The sequence below is a fragment of the Streptomyces sp. NPDC020807 genome, assembly GCF_040641575.1.
Classification (GTDB): Bacteria; Actinomycetota; Actinomycetes; order Streptomycetales; family Streptomycetaceae; genus Streptomyces.
The window spans coordinates 24,339-49,712 of the sequence record NZ_JBFADU010000038.1; the positions used below are offsets into that span (position 1 = coordinate 24,339).

The 25,374-nt window shown below is 72.7% G+C and carries 19 protein-coding genes and 1 pseudogene; 7 read left to right on the forward strand and 13 right to left on the reverse strand.

All coding sequences use genetic code 11. The annotated features are described in order from the left end of the window. Positions 1–150: 150 nt before the first annotated feature. Together AB0G79_RS31930 and AB0G79_RS31935 are read left to right on the forward strand one after the other, a co-directional pair. On the forward strand, positions 151–1,263 hold the full coding sequence (locus AB0G79_RS31930) for a helix-turn-helix domain-containing protein (protein WP_360812711.1): 1,113 nt from the start codon (positions 151–153) through the stop codon (positions 1,261–1,263). A gap of 123 nt (positions 1,264–1,386) precedes the next feature. Then, entirely contained in the window at positions 1,387–2,379 is a 993-nt protein-coding gene (locus AB0G79_RS31935) for an NAD(P)-dependent alcohol dehydrogenase (RefSeq protein WP_360812713.1), read from the forward strand. On the opposite strand, the gene AB0G79_RS31940 is transcribed toward AB0G79_RS31935, so the two are convergent. The 7 genes from AB0G79_RS31940 to AB0G79_RS31970 all read right to left on the reverse strand — a co-directional run bounded on the left by AB0G79_RS31940 (position 2,351) and on the right by AB0G79_RS31970 (position 13,097). After that, positions 2,351–2,932: a helix-turn-helix domain-containing protein gene (locus AB0G79_RS31940; RefSeq protein WP_360812715.1), complete on the reverse strand. Its 582-nt coding sequence runs from the start codon at positions 2,930–2,932 to the stop codon at positions 2,351–2,353. The two genes, AB0G79_RS31935 and AB0G79_RS31940, sit on opposite strands and share 29 nt — an antisense overlap. Positions 2,933–3,042: 110 nt before the next feature. After that, complete coding sequence (serA, locus tag AB0G79_RS31945) at positions 3,043–4,632, reverse strand: phosphoglycerate dehydrogenase (protein ID WP_360812717.1); 1,590 nt, start codon at positions 4,630–4,632, stop codon at positions 3,043–3,045. Positions 4,633–4,869: 237 nt separating this feature from the next. After that, positions 4,870–5,871, reverse strand: a complete 1,002-nt coding sequence (ilvC, locus tag AB0G79_RS31950) for a ketol-acid reductoisomerase (RefSeq protein WP_360812719.1) — start codon at positions 5,869–5,871, stop codon at positions 4,870–4,872. A 119-nt stretch (positions 5,872–5,990) separates the two neighbouring features. Then, positions 5,991–6,518: an acetolactate synthase small subunit gene (gene ilvN / locus AB0G79_RS31955; protein WP_360812721.1), complete on the reverse strand. Its 528-nt coding sequence runs from the start codon at positions 6,516–6,518 to the stop codon at positions 5,991–5,993. A 31-nt stretch (positions 6,519–6,549) separates the two neighbouring features. Then, the gene (locus AB0G79_RS31960; RefSeq protein ID WP_360812723.1) at positions 6,550–8,400 is read right to left on the reverse strand and encodes an acetolactate synthase large subunit; all 1,851 of its coding nucleotides are present in this window, start codon (positions 8,398–8,400) and stop codon (positions 6,550–6,552) included. A gap of 227 nt (positions 8,401–8,627) precedes the next feature. Beyond that, entirely contained in the window at positions 8,628–11,456 is a 2,829-nt protein-coding gene (locus AB0G79_RS31965) for an EAL domain-containing protein (protein ID WP_360812749.1), read from the reverse strand. Positions 11,457–12,131: 675 nt separating this feature from the next. Beyond that, positions 12,132–13,097 (reverse strand): 2-hydroxyacid dehydrogenase, encoded by a 966-nt coding sequence (locus tag AB0G79_RS31970; RefSeq protein WP_360812725.1) that lies wholly within the window; start codon positions 13,095–13,097, stop codon positions 12,132–12,134. A gap of 75 nt (positions 13,098–13,172) precedes the next feature. On the opposite strand from AB0G79_RS31970, the gene AB0G79_RS31975 reads away from it, so the two are divergent. The 3 genes and pseudogenes from AB0G79_RS31975 to AB0G79_RS31985 form a co-directional block, all read left to right on the forward strand. Beyond that, positions 13,173–14,195 (forward strand): aldo/keto reductase, encoded by a 1,023-nt coding sequence (locus tag AB0G79_RS31975; RefSeq protein ID WP_360812727.1) that lies wholly within the window; start codon positions 13,173–13,175, stop codon positions 14,193–14,195. Positions 14,196–14,398: 203 nt separating this feature from the next. Beyond that, the gene (locus AB0G79_RS31980; RefSeq protein WP_360812729.1) at positions 14,399–15,538 is read left to right on the forward strand and encodes a PQQ-dependent sugar dehydrogenase; all 1,140 of its coding nucleotides are present in this window, start codon (positions 14,399–14,401) and stop codon (positions 15,536–15,538) included. 21 nt (positions 15,539–15,559) lie between these two features. Then, positions 15,560–15,694: pseudogene (locus AB0G79_RS31985) on the forward strand (DUF6191 domain-containing protein); the annotation flags it as partial. Between the two features lie 81 nt (positions 15,695–15,775). On the opposite strand, the gene AB0G79_RS31990 reads toward AB0G79_RS31985, so the two are convergent. The 6 genes from AB0G79_RS31990 to AB0G79_RS32015 all read right to left on the reverse strand — a co-directional run bounded on the left by AB0G79_RS31990 (position 15,776) and on the right by AB0G79_RS32015 (position 23,755). Then, positions 15,776–18,835, reverse strand: a complete 3,060-nt coding sequence (locus AB0G79_RS31990) for an AAA family ATPase (protein ID WP_360812731.1) — start codon at positions 18,833–18,835, stop codon at positions 15,776–15,778. A gap of 7 nt (positions 18,836–18,842) precedes the next feature. Then, positions 18,843–19,040, reverse strand: a complete 198-nt coding sequence (locus AB0G79_RS31995) for a hypothetical protein (protein WP_360812733.1) — start codon at positions 19,038–19,040, stop codon at positions 18,843–18,845. A gap of 149 nt (positions 19,041–19,189) precedes the next feature. Then, positions 19,190–19,780, reverse strand: coding sequence for a hypothetical protein (locus AB0G79_RS32000; RefSeq protein WP_360812735.1), 591 nt, complete (start codon positions 19,778–19,780; stop codon positions 19,190–19,192). Positions 19,781–19,815: 35 nt separating this feature from the next. After that, positions 19,816–20,382 (reverse strand): GNAT family protein, encoded by a 567-nt coding sequence (locus tag AB0G79_RS32005; RefSeq protein ID WP_360812737.1) that lies wholly within the window; start codon positions 20,380–20,382, stop codon positions 19,816–19,818. Then, the gene (locus tag AB0G79_RS32010; RefSeq protein ID WP_360812739.1) at positions 20,360–22,600 is read right to left on the reverse strand and encodes an MMPL family transporter; all 2,241 of its coding nucleotides are present in this window, start codon (positions 22,598–22,600) and stop codon (positions 20,360–20,362) included. Before AB0G79_RS32010 ends, AB0G79_RS32005 begins: the two co-directional genes overlap by 23 nt. Before the next feature lie 159 nt (positions 22,601–22,759). Further along, positions 22,760–23,755 (reverse strand): winged helix-turn-helix domain-containing protein, encoded by a 996-nt coding sequence (locus AB0G79_RS32015; RefSeq protein ID WP_360812741.1) that lies wholly within the window; start codon positions 23,753–23,755, stop codon positions 22,760–22,762. Between the two features lie 129 nt (positions 23,756–23,884). Between AB0G79_RS32015 and AB0G79_RS32020 the strand changes: the two genes are divergently transcribed. After that, on the forward strand, positions 23,885–24,793 hold the full coding sequence (locus AB0G79_RS32020) for a hypothetical protein (RefSeq protein WP_360812743.1): 909 nt from the start codon (positions 23,885–23,887) through the stop codon (positions 24,791–24,793). Between the two features lie 73 nt (positions 24,794–24,866). Then, complete coding sequence (locus AB0G79_RS32025) at positions 24,867–25,325, forward strand: hypothetical protein (protein WP_360812745.1); 459 nt, start codon at positions 24,867–24,869, stop codon at positions 25,323–25,325. Positions 25,326–25,374: the final 49 nt, after the last annotated feature.

Below are 25,374 nucleotides of genomic sequence, written 5' to 3' on the forward strand. Positions count from 1 at the left end.
GCCGCAACCGGATCAGGGGAACGAACCGGGAACAGCACGGAGAACCACCGTGAAACCTATGGATCAGTCCGATCCTGCGCCATCTACAGCTGTCACGCATCCGTGCGCGGCGTCTCATACACATGTCTGAGGGGGTGCGAGAATGGGTCCGTGAAGGGCGATTACCAAGACCTGGTCGACGAGATCTCGGCGCTGCTCGGCGAACCCGCGACGCTGGAGAACCGCGACTTCGGGCTGATCGCCTTCGGCGCGCACGACAGCGACGACGACTCCGTGATGGACCCGGTCAGGACCCGCTCGATCCTCACCCGCAAGTCCACCCCGGCCGTCCGCGCCTGGTTCGAGGGCTTCGGCATCACCCGGGCGACCGGGCCGGTCCGCATCCCGGCCGCCCCGGACGCGGGCGTCTTCCGCGACCGCGTCTGCCTGCCCGTGCGCCACCGGGGCGTCGTCCTCGGATACGTCTGGCTGCTCGACGCGGGGCCCGGCCCCTCCGACGAGCGGCTCGCCGCCGCGATGGAGGTCGCGGGCCGGATCGGGGAGCTCCTCGCCGACGAGGAGCAGGCGGGCGCCGACATCTCGCGCGAGTTCGCGGCGGTCCTCACGGCCGGGCGCGGCTGGCAGAGCGACATGGCCGTCGCGGCGCTGCGGGCCGCCCTCGGCCCGAGCGCGGACGGCCTGCACGCCGTCGTGTGCGTGACCCCCTGGCAGGGCGAGGCCCCCTCGGTCCGCGCCGTGCCCGGCGCGGCGGCGGTCGCCACGCTCCCGGACACCGACGCGCTCGCCGCGCTCGTACGGCTGCGCACGGCCGACGACCTCTCCCCCGCCCACAAGGCCGCCGACCGGCTGCGCGGCACCGCGCCCGCCGGGATCGCCACCCCCCGCAGGGGCCTCACCGAGCTCCCGGCCGCCTGGCGCGAGGCGAACACGGCGGCCCGCGCGGCGACGGCGCAGCCGACGCTCGGCCCCGTGGCGGAGTGGGCCGGCATCGGCCCGTACCGCCTCCTCGCGGCGCTCTACCACCCCGAGGTCGACCCGGCCGTGGCCCCGCTGCTCGCCCCGGCCCACGCCGAACTGGCCCGCACCGCCGAGGTGTTCCTCGACAGCGCGGGGCAGGCGGGCCGGACGGCGGCGGCCCTGGGCATCCACCGGCAGACCCTCTACTACCGGCTCTCCCGGGTAGAGCAGCTCACCGGCCTCGACCTGGACGACGGCGAGGACCGGCTGCTGCTCCACATGTCCCTGAAGTCGGCCCGCCTGTAGCCCTTTCGGCCGATGGACCCCCGGGAGGATTCAGGGGTGCGTCCGGGTCGTCCCGGATGGTCCGGCGGCACCCGGCCCCCTAACGTCGTTCCCACAGGGACCGGGACGGGGTGAGGGGACGCCATGAGGGCCTGGACGCAGGAGCGGTACGGATCGGCGGACGTGCTGGAGTTCGCGGAGGTCGAGCGGCCGGTGCCGGGGGCGGGCGAGGTGCTCGTACGGGTCCACGCGGCGTCGGTCAACGCGGCGGACTGGCACCTGATGCGCGGCGATCCGTACGTGGCCCGGCTGGCTCTCGGCCCGAGGAGACCGAAGGAGCCGGTCAGGGGCCGGGACTTCGCCGGGGTGGTGGAGGCCGTGGGCGACGCGGTGACCGAACTGCGCCCCGGCGACGAGGTCTTCGGAGAGGCCCCGGGCTGCTTCGCCGAGTACGTGCGCGCGCCCGTGAGGACGACGGAACGCAAACCGGCCGGGCTGAGCTTCGAGGAGGCCGCCGCGATACCCCTGGCGGGGAACACCGCGCTGATGGGCCTGCGGGACCTCGGCGGGATACGGCAGGGCGCGAAGGTCCTCGTCAACGGCGCCTCGGGGGGCGTCGGGACCTTCGCCGTGCAGCTCGCGAAGGCGTTCGGCGCCGAGGTGACGGGGGTGTGCGGCGGGCGGAACGGGTCGCTGGTCCTCGGACTCGGCGCCGACCGGGTCATCGACTACACGCGGCAGGACTTCACCGCCGGCCAGGACCGCTACGACCTGGTGCTCGACCTCGTCGGCAACCGCGCGCTGCGCGAGCTGCGGCGGATCCTCTCCCCCACCGGCACGCTGGTCCTGTCCGGCGGTGGCGTCTTCGAGGGCGGCAGCGTCCTCGGGCCCATGGGGACGATCCTGAGGGGGCAGCTGCTCTCGAAGACCCTCGACCGGCGGCTCCGCGTCCTGACGGCCCAGCCGCGGCGGGAGAACCTGGTGGCGCTGCGGGAGTTCGCCGAGTCCGGCGGGATCGCCCCGGTGATCGGGCGGACCTACCCGCTGGCGGAGGCGGACCGGGCCCTGCGGTACGTCGAGGAGGGCCACGCCCGCGCCAAGGTCGTCCTCAGCTGCCTTCCGCCATCAGGACCCTGAGCCCGGCAGTGAGGTCGTCCGCGCTCGGCGCCGTCTCCGGGTCGACCATCCACTGGATCATGACGCCGGTCGCGAGGGCCTGGCAGAGCAGTCCGGCGACCCGGGCCTTCTCGGGCTCCGCCTCGGGGTCGATGCCGAGGAAGCCCTCGGCCATCCCGAGGCGCCCCTCGCGCTGGGGCTCCTTGATCGCGTCGCGGAGCTTCTCGTCGTCGTCGAGGCGGGTGACCACCTCGGTCTGGAGCTTCCAGAGCGGCCTGCTCGCCCCCGCGGCGGCGATCACCTGCTCCCAGACGGCGTGGAAGCGGGCGTACGGGTCGGCCGGCAGCTCCCGCCTGTCCTCGCCGGTCCCCGCCGCACCCGCCCGGCCGCCCCACTCCTCGGTGAGGGCGAGGAAGGCCTGCTGGAGGAGGGCGTCCTTGGAGCCGTAGTGGTAGCCGATGGAGGCGAGGTTGGTGCCGGAGGCGGCGACGATGTCGCGGGCCGTCGTGCGCCCGTACCCCTTCTCCAGGAGGCAGCGCTTGGCGCCTTCGAGGAGGTCTTCCTTGTGTCCCATGGCAGCACTGTACCCGGCCGATAGACAGTCGTGTAAGACATGCGTCTATCGCACCGGGTACGAAGCCTGGACCGAGGCACCCCGAGCCGGGAGGCCCGGGGCCGGGAGGATCAGATCAGGTTGACCGAGCGGGCCGAGGTGGCACCGATCTCCTGCGCGATCTCCGCGAGCACCGAGGCCGGCAGCGAGTCGTCGACGGTGAGGACGACGAGCGCCTCGCCCCCCTCCTCCGCGCGGGAGACCTGCATGCCGGCGATGTTCAGACCGGCCTCGCCGAGGATGCGGCCGACGGTGCCGACGACACCCGGGCGGTCCTCGTAGCGCAGGACGACCATGTGGTCGGCGAGCGCCAGGTCCACGTCGTACTCGCCGACGGCGACGATCTTCTGAAGGTGCTTCGGGCCGGCCAGCGTGCCGGAGACCGCGACCTCCTCGCCGCTCGCGAGCGTGCCGCGCACGGTGACCACGTTGCGGTGGTCGGGCGACTCGGAGCTCGTCGTCAGGCGCACCTCGACACCGCGCTCCTGCGCGAACAGCGGGGCGTTGACGTAGCTGACGGTCTCGTCGACGACGTCCTCGAACACGCCCTTGAGCGCGGAGAGTTCGAGCACCTTCACGTCGTGCTGGGTGATCTCGCCGTAGACCTCGACGTCGAGGCGGGACGCGACCTCGCCCGCGAGCGCGGTGAAGATCCGGCCGAGCTTCTCGGCGAGCGGCAGACCGGGCTTCACGTCCTCGGCGATGACACCGCCCTGGACGTTGACCGCGTCCGGGACCAGCTCGCCCGCCAGCGCCAGGCGCACCGACTTGGCGACGGCGATGCCGGCCTTCTCCTGGGCCTCGTCCGTGGAGGCACCGAGGTGCGGGGTGCAGACGACCTGGTCGAGCTCGAAGAGCGGGGAGTCCGTGCAGGGCTCCTTCGCGTACACGTCGAGGCCGGCACCGGCGACCCGGCCCTCCTTGAGGGCGGTGTACAGCGCGGCCTCGTCCACGATCCCGCCGCGGGCGGCGTTGACGATGCGGACGGACGACTTGACCTTGTGCAGCGCCTCGTCGCCGATGAGACCGATGGTCTCCGGGGTCTTCGGCAGGTGGACGGTGATGAAGTCGGCGACCTCGAGGAGCTCGTCGAGGGCCAGGAGCTTCACGCCCATCTGGGCGGCGCGGGCCGGCTGCACGTAGGGGTCGTACGCGACGATCTTCATGCCGAAGGCGGACATGCGCTGCGCGACCAGGACGCCGATGCGGCCGAGGCCGACGACACCGAGGGTCTTCTCGCTCAGCTCGACGCCGGTGTACTTGTTCCGCTTCCACTCGCCGTTCTTCAGCGCGGTGTTGGCCTGCGGGATGTTGCGCGCGGTGGCGACGAGCAGACCGCACGCGAGCTCGGCGGCGGTGACGATGTTGGAGGTCGGGGCGTTCACGACCATGACGCCGGCCTTGGTGGCGGCGGAGACGTCGACGTTGTCCAGACCGACGCCGGCACGGGCGACGACGCGGAGCTTGTTCGCGGCGGCGAGGGCCTCGGCGTCGACCTTGGTCGCGGAGCGGACCAGGATCGCGTCCACGTCGGCGATGGCGGGGATCAGCTCGGCGCGGTCGGCGCCGTTGCAGTGCCGGATCTCGAAGTCCGGGCCCAGGGCGTCGACGGTGGCGGGCGACAGCTCTTCAGCGATGAGTACGACAGGTTTCGAGCTCACGTGAGTCCTCACAGGTCCAGTGCGGACGGCCGTCCCGACGGCCGCAGGCGGTGGAGGGGGCTTGCCGCGTGAAAGCGCACGACGCTGTGGGCCTGACGCGTATGTTGTTGAGAAGTGTAGTGGTGCATCAGCACAGCTCATACGCCTCGTTGGAAGGATCACCCGTCCGTGGTTGGACGAGGTGTCCAACGATGTGGGAAGGGGCCGGACACACTGTCCGGCCCCTCCCCCGAGGACTTACGCCTCTTCGTCGTTCACCCAGCTCATGAGCTTCCGCAGCTCCTTGCCGGTGGTCTCCAGGAGGTGGTTCGAGTCCTGGTTCTTGTACTCGTTGTACTTCTTCAGACCGCCGTGGTACTCGGCCATCCACTCCTTGGCGAAGGTGCCGTCCTGGATCTCCGCGAGGACCTTCTTCATCTCCGCCTTGGTGGCGTCGGTGATGATCCGCGGGCCGGTGACGTAGTCGCCCCACTCGGCGGTCTCGGAGACCGACCAGCGCATCTTCTCCAGGCCGCCCTCGTACATGAGGTCGACGATGAGCTTCAGCTCGTGGAGGCACTCGAAGTACGCGATCTCCGGCTGGTAGCCGGCCTCGGTCAGGGTCTCGAAGCCCGCCTTGACCAGCGCCGCGGTGCCACCGCAGAGGACGGCCTGCTCACCGAACAGGTCGGTCTCCGTCTCCTCCTTGAAGGTGGTCTTGATGACGCCGGCGCGGGTGCCGCCGATGCCCTTGGCGTACGAGAGGGCCAGCGCGAAGGCGTTGCCGGTCGCGTCCTGCTCGACGGCCGCGATGCACGGAACGCCGCGGCCCTCCTCGTACTGACGGCGGACCAGGTGGCCCGGGCCCTTCGGGGCGACGAGCGCGACGTCGATGCCCTCGGGGACCTCGATGAAGCCGTAGCGGACGTTGAGGCCGTGACCGAAGAACAGGGCGTCGCCCGCCTTCAGGTTGTCCTTGATGGACTCCTCGTAGACCTTGGCCTGGATCGGGTCCGGGGTCAGGATCATGATGAGGTCGGCCTCGGCGGCGGCCTCGGCGACGGACACGACGCGCAGACCCTGCTCCTCGGCCTTGGCCTTGGACTTCGAGCCCTCCTGGAGGCCGACGCGGACGTCGACACCCGAGTCACGGAGCGACAGCGCGTGGGCGTGTCCCTGGCTGCCGTAGCCGATCACCGCGACCTTGCGGCCCTGGATGATGGACAGGTCGGCATCGGCGTCGTAGAACAGCTCGGCCACTGGATATCTCCTTGAGGTGCTGGTGTTGCGTCCCACCGTACGGCGGGGAGCGGAAGAAAAGTTTTCGGGTCTCGTCAGTCGGACCGCCGAGTGGACCGGCGGTCGACCTCCGGTGACTCTCAGGCGCTGCGGTCGAGGGAGCGCAGGGAGCGGTCCGTGATGGACCGCGATCCACGCCCTATGGCGATCGTGCCGGACTGGACGAGCTCCTTGACGCCGAACTGCTCCAGCATCTTGAGCATCGCGTCGAGCTTGTCACTCGAACCGGTGGCCTCGATGGTGACCGCCTCGGGCGAGACGTCCACGGTCTTGGCGCGGAACAGCTGCACGATCTCGACGATCTGGGAGCGGGTCTCGTTGTCGGCGCGGACCTTCACCAGGACGAGCTCGCGCTGGATCGCAGCGCTGGGCTCGAGTTCGACGATCTTCAGGACGTTGACCAGCTTGTTGAGCTGCTTGGTCACCTGCTCGAGGGGCAGGTCCTCGACATTGACCACGATGGTGATGCGGGAGATGTCGGGGTGTTCGGTGACGCCCACCGCGAGGGAGTCGATGTTGAAGCCGCGGCGGGAGAACAGGGCGGCGATCCGGGCGAGGATGCCGGGCGTGTTCTCGACGAGAACGGAGAGCGTGTGCTTGGTGGACATGTCTGGGTCTCTTCCTTTTCGCTCTGCGCGCTCAGTCGTCTTCGCCGTCGCCGAAGTCGGGGCGGACGCCCCGCGCGGCCATGACCTCGTCGTTGGAGGTGCCGGCGGCGACCATCGGCCAGACCTGCGCGTCCTCGTGGACGATGAAGTCGATGACGACCGGACGGTCGTTGATGGCGTTCGCCTCGGCGATGACCTTGTCGAGGTCGGCCGGGTCCTCGCAGCGCAGGGCGACGCAGCCCATGGCCTCGGAGAGCTTGACGAAGTCGGGGACGCGGGTGCCCTTGTTCGCCTGGACGTCGTCCGGCCCGGAGTGCAGGACGGTGTTGGAGTAGCGCTGGTTGTAGAACAGCGTCTGCCACTGGCGGACCATGCCGAGGGCGCCGTTGTTGATGATGGCGACCTTGATCGGGATGTTGTTCAGGGCGCAGGTGGTGAGTTCCTGGTTGGTCATCTGGAAGCAGCCGTCGCCGTCGATCGCCCAGACCGGGCGGTCCGGCAGGCCGGCCTTGGCGCCCATCGCGGCGGGGACCGCGTATCCCATCGTGCCGAGGCCGCCCGAGTTCAGCCAGGTGGCCGGCTGCTCGTAGTCGATGAAGTGGGCCGCCCACATCTGGTGCTGGCCGACGCCCGCGGTGAAGATCGTGCCCTCGGGGGCGAGCCGGCCGATGCGCTGGATGACCTGCTGCGGCGAGAGGCTGCCGTCCTCCGGCAGGTCGTAACCGAGCGGGTACGTCTCGCGCCAGCGGCTGAGGTCGCTCCACCAGGCGCTGTAGTCGCCCGCGTTGCCCTCGTTGTGCTCGGCCTGGACGGCCTGGATCAGGTCGGCGATGACCTCGCGGGCGTCACCGACGATCGGGACGTCGGCGGCACGGTTCTTGCCGATCTCGGCCGGGTCGATGTCCGCGTGGACGATCTTGGCGTACGGGGCGAAGCTGTCGAGCTTGCCGGTGACGCGGTCGTCGAAGCGGGCGCCGAGGGCGACGATCAGGTCGGCCTTCTGCAGCGCGGTGACGGCCGTGACCGAGCCGTGCATGCCGGGCATGCCGACGTGCTGGGGGTGGCTGTCGGGGAATGCGCCGAGGGCCATCAGCGTGGTGGTGACCGGGGCGCCGGTGAGCTCGGCGAGGATCCGCAGCTCGGCCGTGGCGCCGGACTTGATGACACCGCCGCCGACGTACAGGACCGGGCGCTTGGCGGCCGAGATCAGCTTCGCGGCCTCGCGGATCTGCTTGGCGTGTGGCTTGGTCACCGGGCGGTAGCCGGGCAGGTCGGTCTGCGGCGGCCAGCTGAAGGTGGTCTTCGCCTGGAGGGCGTCCTTGGCGATGTCGACCAGGACCGGGCCCGGGCGGCCGGAGGCGGCGATGTGGAAGGCCTCGGCGATGGTCCGCGGGATGTCGTCGGCCTTGGTGACCAGGAAGTTGTGCTTCGTGATCGGCATCGTGATGCCGCAGATGTCCGCCTCCTGGAAGGCGTCCGTACCGATGGCCTTCGAGGCGACCTGGCCGGTGATCGCGACCAGCGGGACGGAGTCCATGTACGCGTCGGCGATCGGGGTGACGAGGTTGGTCGCGCCGGGACCGGAGGTCGCCATGCAGACGCCGACCTTGCCGGTGGCCTGGGCGTAGCCGGTGGCGGCGTGGCCCGCGCCCTGCTCGTGGCGGACGAGGATGTGGCGCACCTTCTCCGAGTCCATCATCGGGTCGTACGCCGGGAGGATGCAGCCGCCCGGGATGCCGAAGACGGTGTCGGCGCCCACTTCCTCGAGAGAGCGGATGAGGGACTGCGCACCCGTGACGTGCTCGACGGTGCTGGCGGGCTGCGCGCCGCCGCGGGGCCGCGGCTGCGGATGGTGCCCGGTGGCCTGCTCGGTCATCATCATCTCTTCTCGAAGCAGAGGGTTTGTGCGAGGTGTTTTGCGGGGGTTCGCACCGTCTTCGAAGGGAGCCGGTGCAACAAAAAACCCCTCGTGCCGTGAGGCAAGCGAGGGGAGCGCGTCGGGTGCTTCTCAGCGGGGCCTAGAAGGGCCCTGCCTCATCCGACGCGCTTTCCAAGTACGAGAATTCGGGTGCGCATGGCACTGACCCTCCCTCTCCCGCCGTGTGGATGTCAAGCAGGTGGGACGTGGGTCTCACTATGTGAGCGGAACGGCGGACGGTTTCCGACACGTACGGGCATGGCCCCGGGAAGCGGGTACTCGTCCCGTACGAGGGCTCTGCGCAGGCGGTACTCGTCCAGCGGGCCGGAGAAGGCCATGCCCTGGGCGTGGCTGCATCCCATGGCCCGCAGGGCCAGCACCTGCTCCGGCACGTCCACGCCCTCGGCGACGGTCTGCATGCCGAGCTCGCCGGCGATGCGGAGCACCCCTCGGGTGATCTTGCGGAGACGGGCGGATTCGACGACGCCCTCGACGAGTCCCCTGTCCAGTTTCAGTATGTCGGCCGGGAGCCGCCGGAGGGCGTCGATCGCCACTTGTCCGCTGCCGAATCCGTCGAGGGCGATCCGCACCCCGAGGCGGCGCAGCGTCGCGAGGCGCTGCTCCAGCTCGTCGAACGGGGTCCGGTGGTCGCTGTCGGCGAGTTCGATGATCAGCGAGCCGGACGGCAGCCCGTGTCGGGTGAGGAGGGACTCGATCGAGCCGAACGGCATCGAGCGGTCCAGGAGGCGGCCGGCGGAGAGCCGGATGCAGACCGGTGCGCGATGGCCGATTCCCGCCCGCTCGGCGGCCTGCTCCACGGCCTCCTCGAGGAGCCAGCGGCCCAGCTCGGCGGTCCGCTCCCCGTCGTCGGTGACGCGGAGGTACTCGGCGGGGGTGAAGAGAATGCCCTGCGTCGAGCGCCAGCGGGCCTGCGCGCTGACGGCGGCGATCCGGCCGGTGGCGAGGTCGACGACGGGCTGGTGGAGCAGGGCGAACTCGCCGTCGTGGAGGGCGGTGCGCAGCCGGGCGGCCAGCTCGGTCCGCCGGACGACCTCGGCCTGCATCTGGGGCGCGTAGAGCTCGACGCGGTCCTTGCCCGCGGCCTTGGCGCGGTACATCGCGAGGTCGGCGTTGCGCAGGAGGTCCCCGGCCTCGATGCCGGGCTCGGCGAAGGCGACGCCGATGGAGGCGGCGACGCGCACCTCGGTGCCGCCGTCGACCTGGTACGGCTGGGAGAGCGTGATCCGCAGCCGGTCGGCGATCTCCTGGACCTGGCACTCGCGGGCGGCCTGCTCGCGGCCGCCGTCGCCGAGGATGAGGGCGGCGAACTCGTCGCCGCCGAGCCGGGCGGCGGTGTCCCCGGCCCGCACGGACTCCTGGAGGCGGCGGGCGGCCTGCACGAGGAGATCGTCGCCCGCCTGGTGGCCGAGGCGGTCGTTGACCGCCTTGAAGCCGTCGAGGTCGATGAAGAGCACGGCGGTGCCGGCGTCGGAGGCGCGCCGTCCGGTGAGCGCCTGCCGGACCCGGCGGGTGAAGAGCGCCCGGTTGGGCAGGTCGGTCAGCGGGTCGTGCTCCGCGTTGTGCTGGAGCTGGGCCTGGAGCCTGACCCTCTCGGTCACGTCCCGGCTGTTGAAGATCAGGCCGCCCTGGTGGCGGTTGACGGTCGACTCCACGTTGAGCCAGTCGCCGCGGCCGGAGCGGAAGCGGCACTCGATCCGGGTGGTGGGCTCGTCGACGGGCGAGGCCGCGAGGAAGCGGCGCACCTCGTGGACGACGGCGCCGAGGTCCTCGGGGTGGATGAGTCCGGCGAGTTCGGTGCCGATGAGTTCCTCGGCGTCGCGCCCGTACACGCCGGCGGCGGCGGGGCTGACGTACCGCAGGACGCCGCTCGGCGCGGCGATCATGATGACGTCGCTCGACCCCTGCACGAGGGAGCGGAAGTGGTTCTCCTTCTGGGCCAGTTCGTGGGTGAGCGCGATGTTGTCGAGGAGCATGATGCCCTGGCGCACGACGAGGGCGAGGACGACGGCGCAGCCGGTCAGCACGACCACCCGGTCGACCCTCCGCCCCTCGACGACGTTGTACAGGATGCCGAGGGTGCAGACCGCGGCGGCGAGGTACGGGGTGAGGGCGGCGAGCGAACCGGCGACGGGGCGGCTGTGCAGCCAGGGCCCGCGCGCGGCGGCGGTGGTGTCGGGCAGCCGGCGCACGCCCCAGGGCGCGTACGCGAGGAGCAGCGAGCCGGCGAACCACCCGGCGTCGAGGAGCTGGCCCGAGGCGTAGTTCTCGCGGAGCAGCGGCGAGGTGAACAGCGCGTCGCAGAGCACCGTCAGGGCCAGCGCGGCGATGGCGGTGTTGGTCGCCGAACGGTTCGCCTGGGAGCGCCGGAAGTGCAGCGCGAGGACCATGCTGACGAGGACGATGTCGAGCAGCGGGTACGCGAGGGCCAGCGCGGACTGCGCGACGGACTCGCCCTCGACGTGGGCGGCGCGGGCGAGGGCCAGGCTCCAGGAGAGGGTCAGCAGCGAGCCGCCGATGAGCCAGGCGTCGAGCCCGAGGCAGACCCAGCCGGCCCGGGTGACGGGCTTCTTGGCGAGGACGAGCAGGCCGACGACGGCGGGCGGGGCGAAGAGTAAGAAGAACAGGTCCGCGACGGAGGAGTCGGGCACGGGGACCCGGAGCACGACCTCGTACCAGCCCCACACGCCGTTTCCGGCGGCGGCCATGAACGAGGAGAAGGCGAAGAGCAGCCACGCCGGGCGGTCTCCGCCGCGGTGGGCGCGGGCGTAGAGGAAGCAGGAGACGGCGGCGGTGAGGGCGGCGGCGCTCAGCCCGAAGTCGCCCATGAAGAGGGCGAGCTCCGGCGAGCCCCAGCCGAGCGAGGCGCCGGTGGTGTACCCCGCGCAGACGAGTCCGAGGGCGATCTGCGCGACGACGGAGCCGATCCCCTGCCGGTCGCGGTCGGGGTTCCCGGACTCGCCGACGGAGCTGCGCGCGATGACGGCTCCGGGCGTGCTCACCGCGACCTCCGGGCGCGCGTCACCGCGCTCGGACGGGAACCGCTCGTGAGGTCGCGCGCCCGACTCCTCGGCACCACCGAGCGCACGCCGAAGGGCCCACCCGCCGGAGCGGTCGGCGCCGTGCCCACCTGTGCGGCTGGTGTCGCGGCCGCCTGCGCGGTCGGCGTCATGGACGCCGGAGCGGTCGGCGTCGTGGACGCCCGTGCCGATGGCGGCGTGAGCGCCGGTGCCGTCGGCGTCGTGAGTGCCGGGGCGGTCGGCGCCGTGGACGCCGGTGCCGTCGGCGTCGTGAGTGCCGGGGCGGTCGGTGCCGTGGACGCCGGTGCCGTCGGGCGTCCGTTCGGCGTCGTCGTGTGGCGCCCGGCGTGCCGTGGCCTGATACGGCACCGAACGCGCGAGACTGGCAGCGAGGCGCGGGAGGTTCGCGCGCGGCGTCGCCGCCGCGTCGGACCGTCGGTCTTTCGGCCGTGCTTCACCCGTCGCCCCCCTCGGAATCTGATGACCCGTCACTACGCTCCCCAGCGTCAGCCCGACTTCGACGCATGTCCCCCGATCCGGGACGATACACCAGGACCGTCACACAGGGACAGGGTTGCAGTACTCTCCGTGACTGTCCGGGGCTCGTGAGCGGCGCGCGGCGGGGGCGCACGGCGCCCCGCGCGCGTGGGGCCGGGCTCAGCCCGTGGTCAGCAGGACGTTGGCGAGCTCCTCGCCGGCCGCGAACCGCCGCAGCTGCCCCGCGATCAGCCGCTTCGCACGCGGCATGAACGCCGACGTGGAACCCCCCACATGGGGACTGATCAGGACACCGGGAGCGTGCCACAGCGGGTGGCCCTGCGGAAGCGGCTCCGGGTCGGTGACGTCGAGCGCCGCCGCGATCCGGCCGGCCTCGACCTCCTTGAGCAGGGCCGCCGTGTCCACGACGGGCCCGCGGGCGACGTTCACGAGGAGCGCCCCTTCCTTCATCCTGGCCAGGAAGCCGGCGTCGGCGAGATGGCGGGTCTCGGGCGTGAGCGGCGTCGAGAGGACGACCACGTCGGCCTCGGGGAGCAGTGCGGGCAGCTCCGCGAGGGCGTGGACCGGACCGCGCTCGGTGGTGCGCGCGGAGCGCGCGACGCGCACGACCCGCGCGCACTCGAAGGGCGCGAGCCGGTCGTCGATGGCCGCGCCGATCGCCCCGTACCCGACGATCAGGACGGACTTGTCGGCGAGCGCCGGGTAGAACCCGGCCCGCCACTCCTCGGCGTCCTGACCGCGGACGAATCCGGGGATCCCGCGCAGCGAGGCCAGGATCAGGGCGATCGTGAGCTCGGCGGTGCTCGCCTCGTGGACACCCTTCGCGTTGCAGAGGGAGACGCCCGGCGGGAGCAGACCGATGCCGGGGGTGACGTGGTCGATGCCGGCCGACATGGTCTGCACGGCGCGCAGCGAGGTCATCGCGGCCAGCGGACGCACGGCGATCTCGGAGCCCTTCATGTACGGGACGACGTAGAAGGCGCAGTCCGCCGGATCGGCCGGGAACTCCGGTCCGCCGTCCCAGAAGCGGTAGTTCAGCCCGGACTCGCCCGAGTCGGGCAGTCCGTCGATCTCGTCGGCGGGAACCGGAAGCCACACGTCGGCGGGCGTCTGTGCGTATCTCATGACCGGGAGGCTATGCGAAGAATCCCGCGGCCCATTGGTTACTTTGGGGGACGGCAGAGGGAGGGGTACCGGCACGTGGAGCGCAGGACTATCGGGGCGACGGCGCTCGGCGTGGGGGCGATCGGCCTCGGGTGCATGCCGATGAACTGGGCGTACGGCCCCTCGCAGCAGCGGGGCGACCGCTCGCTCCGGGCGGTGCACGCGGCCCTGGACGCCGGGGTGAGCCTGCTCGACACCGCCGACATGTACGGACCGTTCACCAACGAGCTGCTGCTGGGAAGGGTGCTGAAGGAGCGTCGGGCGGAGGTCTTCGTCTCGACGAAGGTCGGACTGCTCGTCGGGGACGGCGGTGGGCGTCGGCACGTGGTGGCCAACGGCAGGCCGGGGTACGTGCGTCGGGCCTGCGACGCCTCGCTGCGCAGGCTCCAGACCGACGTGATCGACCTCTACCAGCTGCACCGCGCCGACCCCGAGGTGCCGGTCGAGGAGACCTGGGGCGCGATGGCCGAGCTCGTGTCGGCCGGCAAGGTGCGGGCGCTCGGTCTCTGCGCGGTGGGCGCGCGCTCCGCCCGCAGGGGCGCGACCGGGGTCGCACGCGACGGCTATGAGGGAACGATCCGTCAGCTGGAGCGGATCCAGCAGGTCTTCCCGGTCTCGGCCGTCGAGGCCGAGCTGTCGGTCTGGTCACCCGAGGCGCTCACCCGGCTGCTGCCGTGGTGCGCGGCACGCGGGGTCGGGTTCCTCGCGGCGATGCCACTGGGCAGCGGTTTCCTGACGGGGACGCTGACCCCGGGCGGCGGCTTCGAGTCCGACGACCCGCGGGCGCGGCACCCCCGCTTCACGGCCGAGATGATGGCGGCGAACCAGCCGCTGGTGGCGGGCCTGCGGCGGATCGCGGCACGGCACGGGGCCGAGGTCACCCCGGCCCAGGTGGCGCTGGCGTGGGCGCTGGCCCAGGGGCCGCACGTGGTGCCGGTGCCGGGTGCGAAGCGGGAGCGGTGGGCCGTGGAGAACGCGCGGGCGGCGGAGGTGCTGCTCACGGGGGCGGACCTGGCGGAGATCGCGGCGCTTCCGGCACCCCGGGGCTCCTGGGACTGACGCGCCCTCCCGCGCCGGGGTCGGGGTGATCACCCCCGGCGTCCCTGACGAATGGTCAGTGATCTGTTCGAGGATCGCCCGGAGGTCTTCTCCGGGATCTCCCCGGCATCTCCCCGGGATCCCCCGCGAAGCCCGTCGGGAGCGGGTCGGGCGGTGTATCAAAGGTGGGGAAGCCGCTCGAACTCGTCGAAGGGGAACGGACCATGAGCCGTCCTGCTGTGCTGAAGGCCCTGTGGGGCGCCGCCGCGCTGCTGCTCGTGGCGGGCTGCTCGTCGGGCGGGGGCGGCGGAGGCGGCGCGCCTTCGGGTACGGCTCCGGCGACGGCCTCGGCCACCGCCTCCGCCCCGGCCGCCGCCCCCACCGCGACGCGCGACGGGCGGGTCACCGTGGCGGGCACGCTCACCGAGGGCCTGGTCTCGCCCTGGGGGCTCGCGAGGCTGCCCGACGGCGATCTGCTCGTCTCCTCGCGGGACGAGCGGACCGTCACCCGGATCGACGGCCGCAGCGGCGCGAAGACCTCGCTCGGCGAGGTGCCGGGCGTGGTCCAGGGCGGCGAGGGCGGCCTGCTCGGGCTCGCGGTCAGGGACGACTGGGTGTACGCGTACCTGACGGCCGCGTTCGACAACCGGATCGTGCGGATGCGGTACGGAGGCGGGGAGGGCGACCGGCTCGGGGCGCCGGACCCGGTGCTCACCGGGATCCCGAAGGGCTTCGTGCACAACGGCGGGCGGATCGCCTTCGGGCCCGACGGGATGCTGTACGCGGGGACGGGCGAGACGGGTCGGACGGGGCTCGCGCAGGACCGGTCCTCGCTCGGCGGGAAGATCCTGCGGATGACGCCCGAGGGCCGTCCGGCGCCCGGCAACCCGTTCCCGGACTCGGTGGTCTATTCGTACGGGCACCGCAACGTGCAGGGGATCGCCTGGGACGACGCGGGGCGGCTCTGGGCGGCCGAGTTCGGTCAGGACACCTGGGACGAGCTGAACCTGGTCCGGCCCGGCCGGAACTACGGCTGGCCGACGGTCGAGGGGCGGGCGGGCCGGGCGGGGTTCGTGGACCCGGTCGCCCAGTGGAAGACCTCGGAGGCCTCCCCCAGCGGCATCGCGTACGCGCGGGGCGCGATCTGGATGGCCGGGCTGCGCGGCGAGCGACTGTGGCGCATCGCTCTCTCCGGAACGGAACGGTCCGGGGAGCCGGAGGCGTTCCTGAGAGGTGCGTACGGACGGCTGCGGACGGTTCTCGCCGGGGGCGACGGCCGGCTGTGGCTGGTGACCAGCGAGACCGACCAGCGGGGCACGCCCGAGGCCGGGGACGACAGGATCCTCCGGCTGGAGGTGAACTGACACGGAAAGGCGGTGACCGACGTGTTCGGCGGACTGGAGGAGTTCTTCGCGCCCGGTCGCAGACACACCGAGGAGGAGCTCCGCAGACAGGCCCTGACCAGGGAGGACCCTGGCGACGCCGACCCGTCGCGCGGCCCGGTGGACCTGCTGTCGGGCCGTGTCACGATACGGCTCCCCGCTCCGGCGCCGGCGCCGGACGGGGACCCGTCGGGCGGGGGCTCGCCAGGTGGGGAGGGGTCAGAGGACGGCGTCGGCGTCCAGGAGGTGGAGGCGGTGGGCGAGGGCGGCGGCTTCGCCCCGGCCGGAGACGCCGAGCTTGGCGAGGATGTTGGAGACGTGGACGCTCGCCGTCTTCGGTGAGATGAAGAGCTCCTCGGCGATCTGCCGGTTGGTGCGGCCGGCCGCGACGAGGCGGAGGACGTCCTGTTCGCGGGGGGTCAGGCCGAAGGTGTCGTCGCCCGCCTCCGCGGGCGCCTGCTTCTCGGGGGTCAGGGAGAGCCGGGCGCGGGCGGCGAGGAGTTCGACGTCCTCGCGGAGCGCGCGGGAGCCGAGCGCGACGGCGGTGGCCCGGGCCTCGCGCAGCAGGGCCGCGGCCTCCTCCCGGTGGCCGCCCTCGACGAGGAGGGCGTCGGCGAGGCGGTGGCGGGCCCTGGCCAGTTCGGCCGGGCGGCCGAGCGGCTCGTAGGCGGCGACGACCTCCGCCCAGCGGGCGGCGGACTCCCGGCCCTCGGCGCGGGCCAGTTCCTCGGAGACCTGCTGGGAGTGCGCGGCCCAGACGGGCGCCGGGGCCGCCAGGGACCGTACGCAGCGGCGGATCAGGGCGAGCGCGTCGGCGCGGCCCTCGTCGGCGGCGGGCAGGCCCCGGCTGTCGGCCTCGGCGACGGCGGCGGTGAGGACGAGCGGCCAGGCGTAGCGGTGGGTGCCGGGCGGGAACCCGGCCTCCGCGGCGGCCGCGAGTTCGGCCCGTACGTCGAGGACGCGGCCCTCGGCGGCGGCGACGGCGACGGCGACCTGGGCCATCGGCAGGGTGTACTGCGGGATGGGGTCGCGGGCGCCGTAGGCGGCGCGGGCGGCGGCGAGGTGGGCGGCGGCCGCGTCGGTCTCGCCCCGGGCGGCGGCGATCTGGGCGAGGCGGAGGGAGGCCGAGCCGAGGGGCTTGGTGCTGGTCGCGGAGGACCGGAGCCGTTCGGCGGTCTCGCGGGCCTCGTCCCAGCGGCCGAGCGAGACGAGGGACTCGGCGCGGTTGGCCTCGATCCAGCCGACGCTGTCGACCAGTCCGTAGGTGCGGGCGAGCCGGATGCCGGAGTCCGTGACCTCGACGGCCTCGGCGGAGCGGCCGAGGGACTCCAGGGAGGAGGAGATGTTGATGTGGGCGCGGGAGGCCTCGCCGTACTGGCCGATGGCCGTGGTCCGTTCCCGTACCGCGTGCATCTCGGCCAGGCCGGCCTCGACGTCCCCGGCCGCGGTCATGATGGTGCCGAGGGTGAGGCGGGCGTTGAGCTCGATCGACTCGGCCTTGACCAGCCGGGCGTACTCGACGGCGCGTTCGGCGGCGGCGAGGGCCTCGGGGCCGGGGTTGCGGAGCATGCCCCAGCCGGCGGCGCCGACGAGGACGACGGCGTGCACGGCGGACGGCGGGAGGCCCTTGACGAGCTCCTGGGCGCGGGCGATCTCCTCCGAGCCGTCGCCGCGGCCCAGGTTGGACTGGAGGCGTGCCTTCTCGGTCCAGAACCAGGCGGCCCGCAGGGGGTCGCCCACGTCCTCGGCGTCGAGGAGCCTGAGGGCCATCTTGCCGATCTTCAGGGCGCGTTCGCGTTCGCCGCTGAGCCGGGCGGCGACGGCGGCCTCGGCGAGCAGGTCGAGGTAGCCGAGGGGGGTGGTCTCGGGGTCGCAGCCGCAGGGCGGGTAGGCCTCGGCGTAGTCCATGGGCCGCAGGGCGCGGCGGACCTCGTCGGGGGCCTTGTCCCAGAGCTCCATGGCCCGTTCCAGGAGGCCGAGCTGCTCGGCGTACGCGTGGCGCTTGCGGGTGGCGACGGAGGCGCGCAGGACGGCGGGCAGGGCCTTCGCCGGGTCGTGCGCGTGGTACCAGTACGTGGCGACGCGGGTGGCCCTCTCGTCGGCCCGGACGAGCGTGGGGTCGGCCTCCAGGGCCTCGGCGTAGCGGCGGTTGAGGCGGGAGCGCTCTCCGGGGAGCAGGTCGTCGCTGACGGCCTCGCGGACGAGGGAGTGACGGAAGCGGTAGCCGTCGCCGTCGGGGACGGCGAGCAGGATGTTGGCGCCGACGGCGGCCCGCAGGGCCTCGATGAGCTCGTCCTCGGAGAGGCGGGCGACGGCGGCGAGGAGTCCGTACTCGACGGTGGATCCGCCCTCGGCGACGATCCTGGCGACCCGCTGGGCGTCTTCGGGGAGCGTCTCGACCCGGACGAGCAGGAGGTCGCGCAGGGAGTCGCTGAGCTGGCCGACGGCGCAGCCGGCCTCGTGGGAGACGACGAGTTCCTCGACGAAGAAGGCGTTGCCGTCGGAGCGGGCGAAGACCTCCTCGACGAGGGCGGGGTCGGGTTCGGCGGCGAGGATGCCGGTGAGCTGGCGGTGGACCTCGGCGCGGGTGAAGCGGGGGAGCTCGATACGGCGGATGGTGCGGAGCCGGTCGAGTTCGGCGAGGAGGGGGCGCAGCGGGTGGCGGCGGTGGATGTCGTCGGCGCGGTAGCTGGCGACGACCACGATCCGGCCGCGCCGCAGGGTGCGCAGGAGGTAGGTGAAGAGGTGGCGGGTGGAGGCGTCGGCCCAGTGCAGGTCCTCCAGGACCAGCACGATCGTGCGGTCGGCGGCGAGCCGCTCCAGGAGCCTTACGGTCAGCTCGAAGAGGCGCGCGGTGGAGTCCTCGTCGGTGCCGGAGTCGTGGCTTCCGGGGTCGCCCAGTTCGGGCAGGAGGCGGGCGAGTTCGCCCTCCTGGCCGTCGGCGGCGGCCTTCAGCTCCTCGGGGAGCCTGCGGTGGAGTCCGCGGAGGGCGGCGGCGAAGGGGGCGAAGGGCAGTCCGTCGGCGCCGAGTTCGACGCAGCCGCCGAGGGCGACGACGGCGTCCCGCTCGCAGGCCGTGTCGAGGAACTCCTCGATGAGCCGGGTCTTGCCGACTCCGGCCTCACCGCCCACGAGCAGGGCCTGCGGCTCTCCCGCGGTCGCGCGGGAGAGCGCCTCGGTGAGGGCGGTGAGTTCGCCGGCCCTGCCGACGAAGACGGGACTGACTGACCTGGTCTCCACGGCGCCGAGCATCGCACAACCGTCCGTGACATCGCTCATACGGGGGTCACGCGGCCCGGGCGAAACGGTCGCGGTCGGTGCCGCTCACCCGCCCCTCCGTGCCGTGGCCTCCGTGCCGGCGGCCGAAGAGGCCGCGGCCGCGGCCGGCGCCGGTGGTCTCGGCGGCCTCGTGGGAGAGGCGCTGGGCGGCGGCCTCGCGGACCAGCTGGGCGTGGTTCATGGTGTGCAGCTCGTACTCGAACATCGTGTGCTCCCTGGCGTTTCGCTGTGTCGGTATCGCTCCTTGCGATGCCTCTACTGTCGTCCGCCAGGGGGTGCCGTCACATCGGGCGAGTGCCGCATGTTCGGGGTACGGGGGGCCTTAGAGGGTCCCCGGGGATGCCTTAGGCCGTCTCAGGATCCGGTCGTGGGCAGGCTCAGGAACAGGTCGAAGTAGGTACCCACCGACAGGAGCAGCCCCAGACCGCCCAGGACGGCACCGGCCACCGCGACCGCGCGGACCCAGACGGGGCGCTCGGGACGGGCGAGGACGAGGACCAGGACCGCGGTGACCAGCGCGGCGAAGGCGAAGACGCCGTTGACGAGCGCGGTGCTGTGCCAGGCGTCACCGTAGATCTCGGAGATCTGCTGGGCGGGGCTGCCGCTCTGGGAGGTGTTGATCTGGCCGATGAGCGTCTCGCGCTCGGCGACGACCTTGCCGGCCCAGGTGCCGGTGAGGGCGACGGCGCCGAGGGCGGCGGAGACGACGGCGGCACCGGCTGCGCCGAGGCCGGAGCCGGGGTCGGTGACCTGGAGGAGCTCGTCGTCCTCGTCGTCCTCGTCGGTGCCGTCCCCGGCGGTGCCGTCCTCGTCGGTGGCGTCCACGAGCTCGGCGTCGGAGCCTGCGGCGCCCTGGTCCCGCTCGCCCGTCTTCTCCTCGGCCTGCTCGTCGGCCTGCTCGTCGAGCTTCTCTGCGGGCTTCTCGTCGGTCTTCGTGATGTCCATGCGGCGCACGCTAGGCCGCCCACATGAGAGGGGCCTTAAGAAGCCCGCTCCGCCTTCGCCGCGCGCCACTCCGGGGCCAGTACGGCCCACACCTCGGTGTCCGTACGGACCCCGCGGTGCGGGTAGTTCTCGCGCAGGACGCCGTCCCGGGTCATGCCCAGACGGCGGGCGACGGCGATGCTGCCCTCGTTCCTGGAGGAGGCGTGCCATTCGACGCGGTGGATGCCGCGCTCCTCGATCGCCCAGTCGATGATGACCCGGCAGGCGCGGGTGATCAGGCCCTTGCCCGCGGCGGAGGGCTCAAGCCAGCAGCCCGCCTCGGCGACGCCGTACCGCACGTCCATCGAGCGGAAGAGGACGCCGCCGACGAGCGTGCCGTCGGTCCAGATGCCGTAGATCCGGCCGGCGTCGTCGGCCGCCTTCTCGGCGTACGAGCGGAGGAAGGAGCGGGCCGAGTCGAGGTCCGCGACGAAGTCGGGGAGGGCGATGTGCTCGCCGACGTACTCCCGGCCGCGGTCCATGTGCGCCAGGAACTCCTCGGCCTGCCAGGGTTCGAGGGGCCGCAGCTCGGCGCCGTCGTCACCCAGCGATATCGCGAACATCGTCGTTCTCCTCCGCGGTCGGAACCGTCACTCGTTGCCCTGGGATCTTCGCACGGGCGTCGGCGGCCTCCCGGCACTCCGGGGGTTCGATGCTGATGCGGGGCAGGATCCGGTCGAGCCACTTCGGGAGCCACCAGTTCGCGCCGCCGAGCATGTGCATGAGGGCGGGGACGAGCAGGGTGCGCAGGACGAAGGCGTCGAGGGCGACGGCGGCGGCGAGGGCGATGCCGAACATCGCGATGACCCGGTCGCCGGAGAGGACGAAGGCGAGGAAGACCGAGATCATGATGACGGCGGCGGAGTTGATCACGCGGCTGGTCTCGGCGAGGCCGACCCGGACCGCCCTCCGGTTGTCGCCGGTCTCCAGCCACTCCTCGTACATCCGGCTGACCAGGAAGACCTGGTAGTCCATGGAGAGCCCGAAGAGGACGGAGACCATGATCACGGGGAGGAAGGGTTCGATCGGCCCGGCGCTGCCGAGACCGAGGAGCTCGCTCCCCCAGCCCCACTGGAAGATCGCCACGACGATGCCGAAGGCGGAGGCGACGGCGGCGACGTTCATGGCGGCGGCCTTGAGCGGGATGCCGATCGACCGGAAGGCGAGCAGGAGCAGCAGGCAGCCGAGGGCGATGACGGCGCCGACGAAGAGCGGCAGCTTGCCGACGATGATCGAGGCGAAGTCGTCGTACGAGGCGGTGACGCCGCCCACGGCCACGTCGAGCGAGGTCCCGGCCTCGGCCTTCGGGATCACGTCGGTACGGAGCCGGTCGACGAGGTCGCTGGTCGCCTTGGACTGGGGCGAGGAGTCGGGGACGACGGTGAGGACGGCGGTGTCGCCCGAGCTGTTGTACGTGACCGGGGAGACGGAGGCGACGCCCCTGGTGGCGGCGAGGGCGGTCGGCAGCTGGTCGAGGGCGACGCGGTCGTCGGCGCCGTCGAGCCCGGCGACGAGGGTGAGCGGGCCGTTCACGCCGGGGCCGAAGCCGTCGGCGAGCAGGTCGTACGCCTGCCGGGTGGTGGCGCTCGCCGGGTTGTTGCCCTGGTCGGAGGTGCCGAGGTGGAGCGAGAGGGTCGGCAGCGCGAGGACCGCCATGACGACGGCGGCGACGGCGCCGAGGAGCTTCGGGTGGCGCTCGACGAACGCGGACCAGCGGGCGGCGAAGCCCGTGGGCAGCTCGGGCTGCGGGCCGCGCTCGGCGAGGGCGCGGCGCTCGCGGCGGGAGAGCGCGCGCATGCCGATGAGGGAGAGCAGCGCCGGCAGCAGGGTCACGGAGGCCGCGACCGTGAGGACGACGGTGAGGGAGGCGGCGATGGCGACGCCGTTGAGGAAGCTGAGCCGCAGGATCAGCATGCCGAGGAGGGCGATGCAGACGGTGGCCCCGGCGAAGACCACGGCGCGGCCGGTGGTGGCGACGGCCGTCTCGGCGGCCTCGGGGACGGAGAGACCGCGTTTGAGGCCCTTGCGGTGCCGGGTCACGATGAAGAGCGCGTAGTCGATGCCGACGCCGAGGCCGACGAGCATGCCGAGCATGGGGGCGAAGTCGGCGACGGTCATGACGTGGCCGAGGAGCACGATCCCGGAGTACGCGATGCCGACGCTGACGAGCGCGGTGGCGATGGGGAGCGCGGAGGCGGCGAGCGAGCCGAACGCGAGGAAGAGGACGACGGCCGCGACGGCGATGCCGACGGCCTCGGCGATGTGGCCCTCGGGGGCCTCGGTGAGGGCGACGGCGGTGCCGCCGAGCTCGACCCGGAGGTCCTCGTCCGCGGCGGCCTTCGCGGTGTCCACGAGGGCCTCGGCCTGTCCCTTGGGGATGTCGTCGGCCTGCGCGTCGAAGGTGACGGTGGCGTAGGCGGTGTGGCCGTCCTCGCTGACCTGGCCGGCGCCGGCGTCCCCGTACGGGGAGGTGACGGCGGCGATGCCGGGGAGCTTCGCGACCTCGTCGAGCATCGCGGTCGTGCGCTGCTGGACGGAGTCGGCGCGGACGCTGCCCCGGTCGGTGTGCCAGACGATGGTGTCGGTGTCGCCGCCGAGACCGTGGAAGCCCCGTTCGAGGAGGGCCGTGGCCCGGCCGGACTCGGTGCCGGGGACCTCGTAGTCGTTGGAGTACGCGTTGCCGGCGAGGATCGCGCCCGTGCCGGCGCCGCCGAGGGCGAGCAGCCAGAGAAGAACGGCGACGAGACGGTGCCGGACGCACCATCGGGCGATGGCTGCCAAAGGACGTTCTCCCTGCGACTGGGTCGATACTCGGCCCACTGTTGTCGATACTCGGCCCACTGTTACAGCCAAACGTGATCGTTTGTCCGTTTCGTGGCGATCCTCACAGGCGGGACTCTCCGGACGGGCCCGAGCCCGGCCTGACCGGCAAGACACCCCCTAGAACGGGACGCGCGGGTTTCCGCCCTCCAGGAGGGCCAGGCCCAGGTCCGTGAGCGTGTGGAGCGTCGCGTTGCGGTGGCGCTGGCTGGAGACCAGCGCCGCCTCGCGCAGGGCCGTGAGGTGCCGGCTGGCGTTCGGCGCCGTCGTACCGGCGAGGCGGGCGAGCTCACCCGTGTTGGCCGCGCCGTCGGCCAGCGCGGACAGCAGCGTGGCCCGGGTCGGGCCGATGAGCGCCGCGAGCGCCTGCCCGTCCGCCGGACCCCCGCCCGGGGTCGCCCAGTGGATGTCGCGCTCGATCGGATGCACGAGGACCGGGGGCAAGGTCGGGTCGCCGGGCACGAGCGGCCCACAGCGGCGGAAGAACGCCGGCTGGAGCCGCAGACCCCGTCCGCCCAGGTGGAGATCGCGGTCGCCCGGGCCGTCCACCCGGAGCACCGGGTACTCCCACCGCACGGACGGATGGAGCGTGCTGAGGACCGCTTCCCAGCCGCCCTCCGCGAGCAGGGTCGAGCGGCGCGCCCGGTCACGGCTCACCTGCGCGCGGATGCGCTCCCAGAACGGGCCGAGGACCGCGTCGACGTAGGCGTGCGCCGCGTCCGCGACGCGGCCGATCCCCTCGGGCTCCCCCTCCGCCAGCTCCCGGAGCCACGTCGGCGGCCGCCGCGACACGCCCTGCCGGGTGAACCCCCTGAGATCGCGCAGCAGTCGATGTCCGGGGGTGGACCGTAACGCCTCCACCTGGGCGGCGAGGCCCCCGCCGACCGGGGGCGTCAGGAAGTCCGGGGCGATGCCGCCGGGAGGCACGAGCGCCGTCAACAGCTTGGTGGTCGGGGGAATCCGCGTCAGCGACTCCCGCAGCCACGGCCCCAGGACGACGCCCGCGTCCTTCTTCTGCAGCCGGTGCAGGCTGAGCAGCATCTCCCACATCGGGTCCGGCTCGTTCGCGATCCGGATCCGTGCGAGATCTTCCCCCGTGAAGTGAATGCGCAGCACCTCAGCCCCTCCCACCTGGGAAATTACGCTCCAGCGCACACATGTTCACCGTGCTCCCCCCGTCCCTGCAGACTCTGAGCCGTCCGGTGCTGACCAGCACGAATCCCCAACAGGACGGTGGACCGAAAAATGCCCGAGGCCCTGTCGAGGAGGCGCTCCGTACGGGCTCTGGCCGTCGGTGCGGCCCTCGTCGTGAGCGCCGGATGCTCCGGTACGGCCGAGAGGCCGCCCGCCGCCCTCGCCCCGGCGAAGGCCCTGGACACGACCCGGCTCACCGCACTGCACCGACTGCCCCCCGTCACCGGTCTGCTCTTCACCCCACGTCTGCGCGACGCCCGGGCCCAGCGGAAGATCGCCGTCGCCTGCATGGCGGCGCGCGGATACAGGTACGCCCCCGCTCCCCCGCCCGAGAGCCCGGCGGGCACCGACGAGCTCCCGAAGCCCTTCGGCCTGGAGTCCACGGCTCCGCCCGCCGCCGCCCCCACGGCCTCCCCCGAGGCGCCGCCCCGACCCGGCAGCCCGGAGAGCACCGACGCGTACGCGCGGGCGCTCTTCGGCGACGAGGCCAAGCGGGTCACCGCCAGGGGTGAGCGGCTGAGCGTCTCCCGCCCGGGCAACGGCTGTCTCGCCGAGGCGGAGACACGCGTGCTCGGCGACGGGCGGATGCGCTGGCTCCAGGTGCGCATCCTGCTCTTCGAGGCGGAGGAGGACTCCCGGGCGGACGTCGAGAAGGACGCCGCGTTCCGTGCGGTGACCACGCGCTGGCGGGAGTGCATGGACCGGGCCGGGGTCAAGGCCCTGAACCCCGTACAGGTGCAGCGCTCGCTGCGCTCGGCGGAGGAGCGGCGGACCAGTCCCGTCGCCGCCGCGGATCTGCGCTGCAAGGCGGAGACGGAGTACCTGACCACCGCGTACGAGCGGCTGGCCGCCGTGCAGCAGCGGTGGCTGGACGAGCACCCCGACATCGGCCGGGACTGGAGGAAGCTCTCCGCCCGGCAGGAGAAGGCGGCCGGCGAGGTGCTCGGCACCCGGGGCTGAAGCCGCCTCACCCAAGGTTTCCGCTGCTGGTCCCAGGAGCGGATGTTCCCCAGACACCAGAGGGAGATCAACCATGTCCACGACCCACCCGAAGTCCGGCCTCCGCCGGAAGGCCGCGGTCCTCGTCGGCGCGACCGCGCTCCTCGTGGGCGGCGGCATCGCGACCGCCTCGTCCGCGTCGGCCGGCCCCAACTGCCCCGCGGGCTACCACTGCGTCTTCGAGGGCAGCATCGGGACCTCCGCGCACAACTACTTCAACAGCGACGCCGACTTCCGGGACGACGCGTTCTACCCCAGCGGTGCCGTGGTGAACGACAACTCGTGGTCGGCCAGCAACTCCAGCACCGGCGGTTACGAGAGCCACTACTTCAAGGACCCCGGCTACCAGAGCTTCAACTTCTGTGTGAACCCGGGCAGCTACGTGACCCACGACCGGCTGTCGGACGACGGCAGCGACGGCAACGGCGTGGGCCAGCGTGACGAGTCCAGCTCCCTGCAGGTCAAGCCGACGACGTCGGTCCGCTGCTTCTGATCCCGCACCCCGCACGAAAGGCGGCCCCGCACCGGAGTTCCGGTGCGGG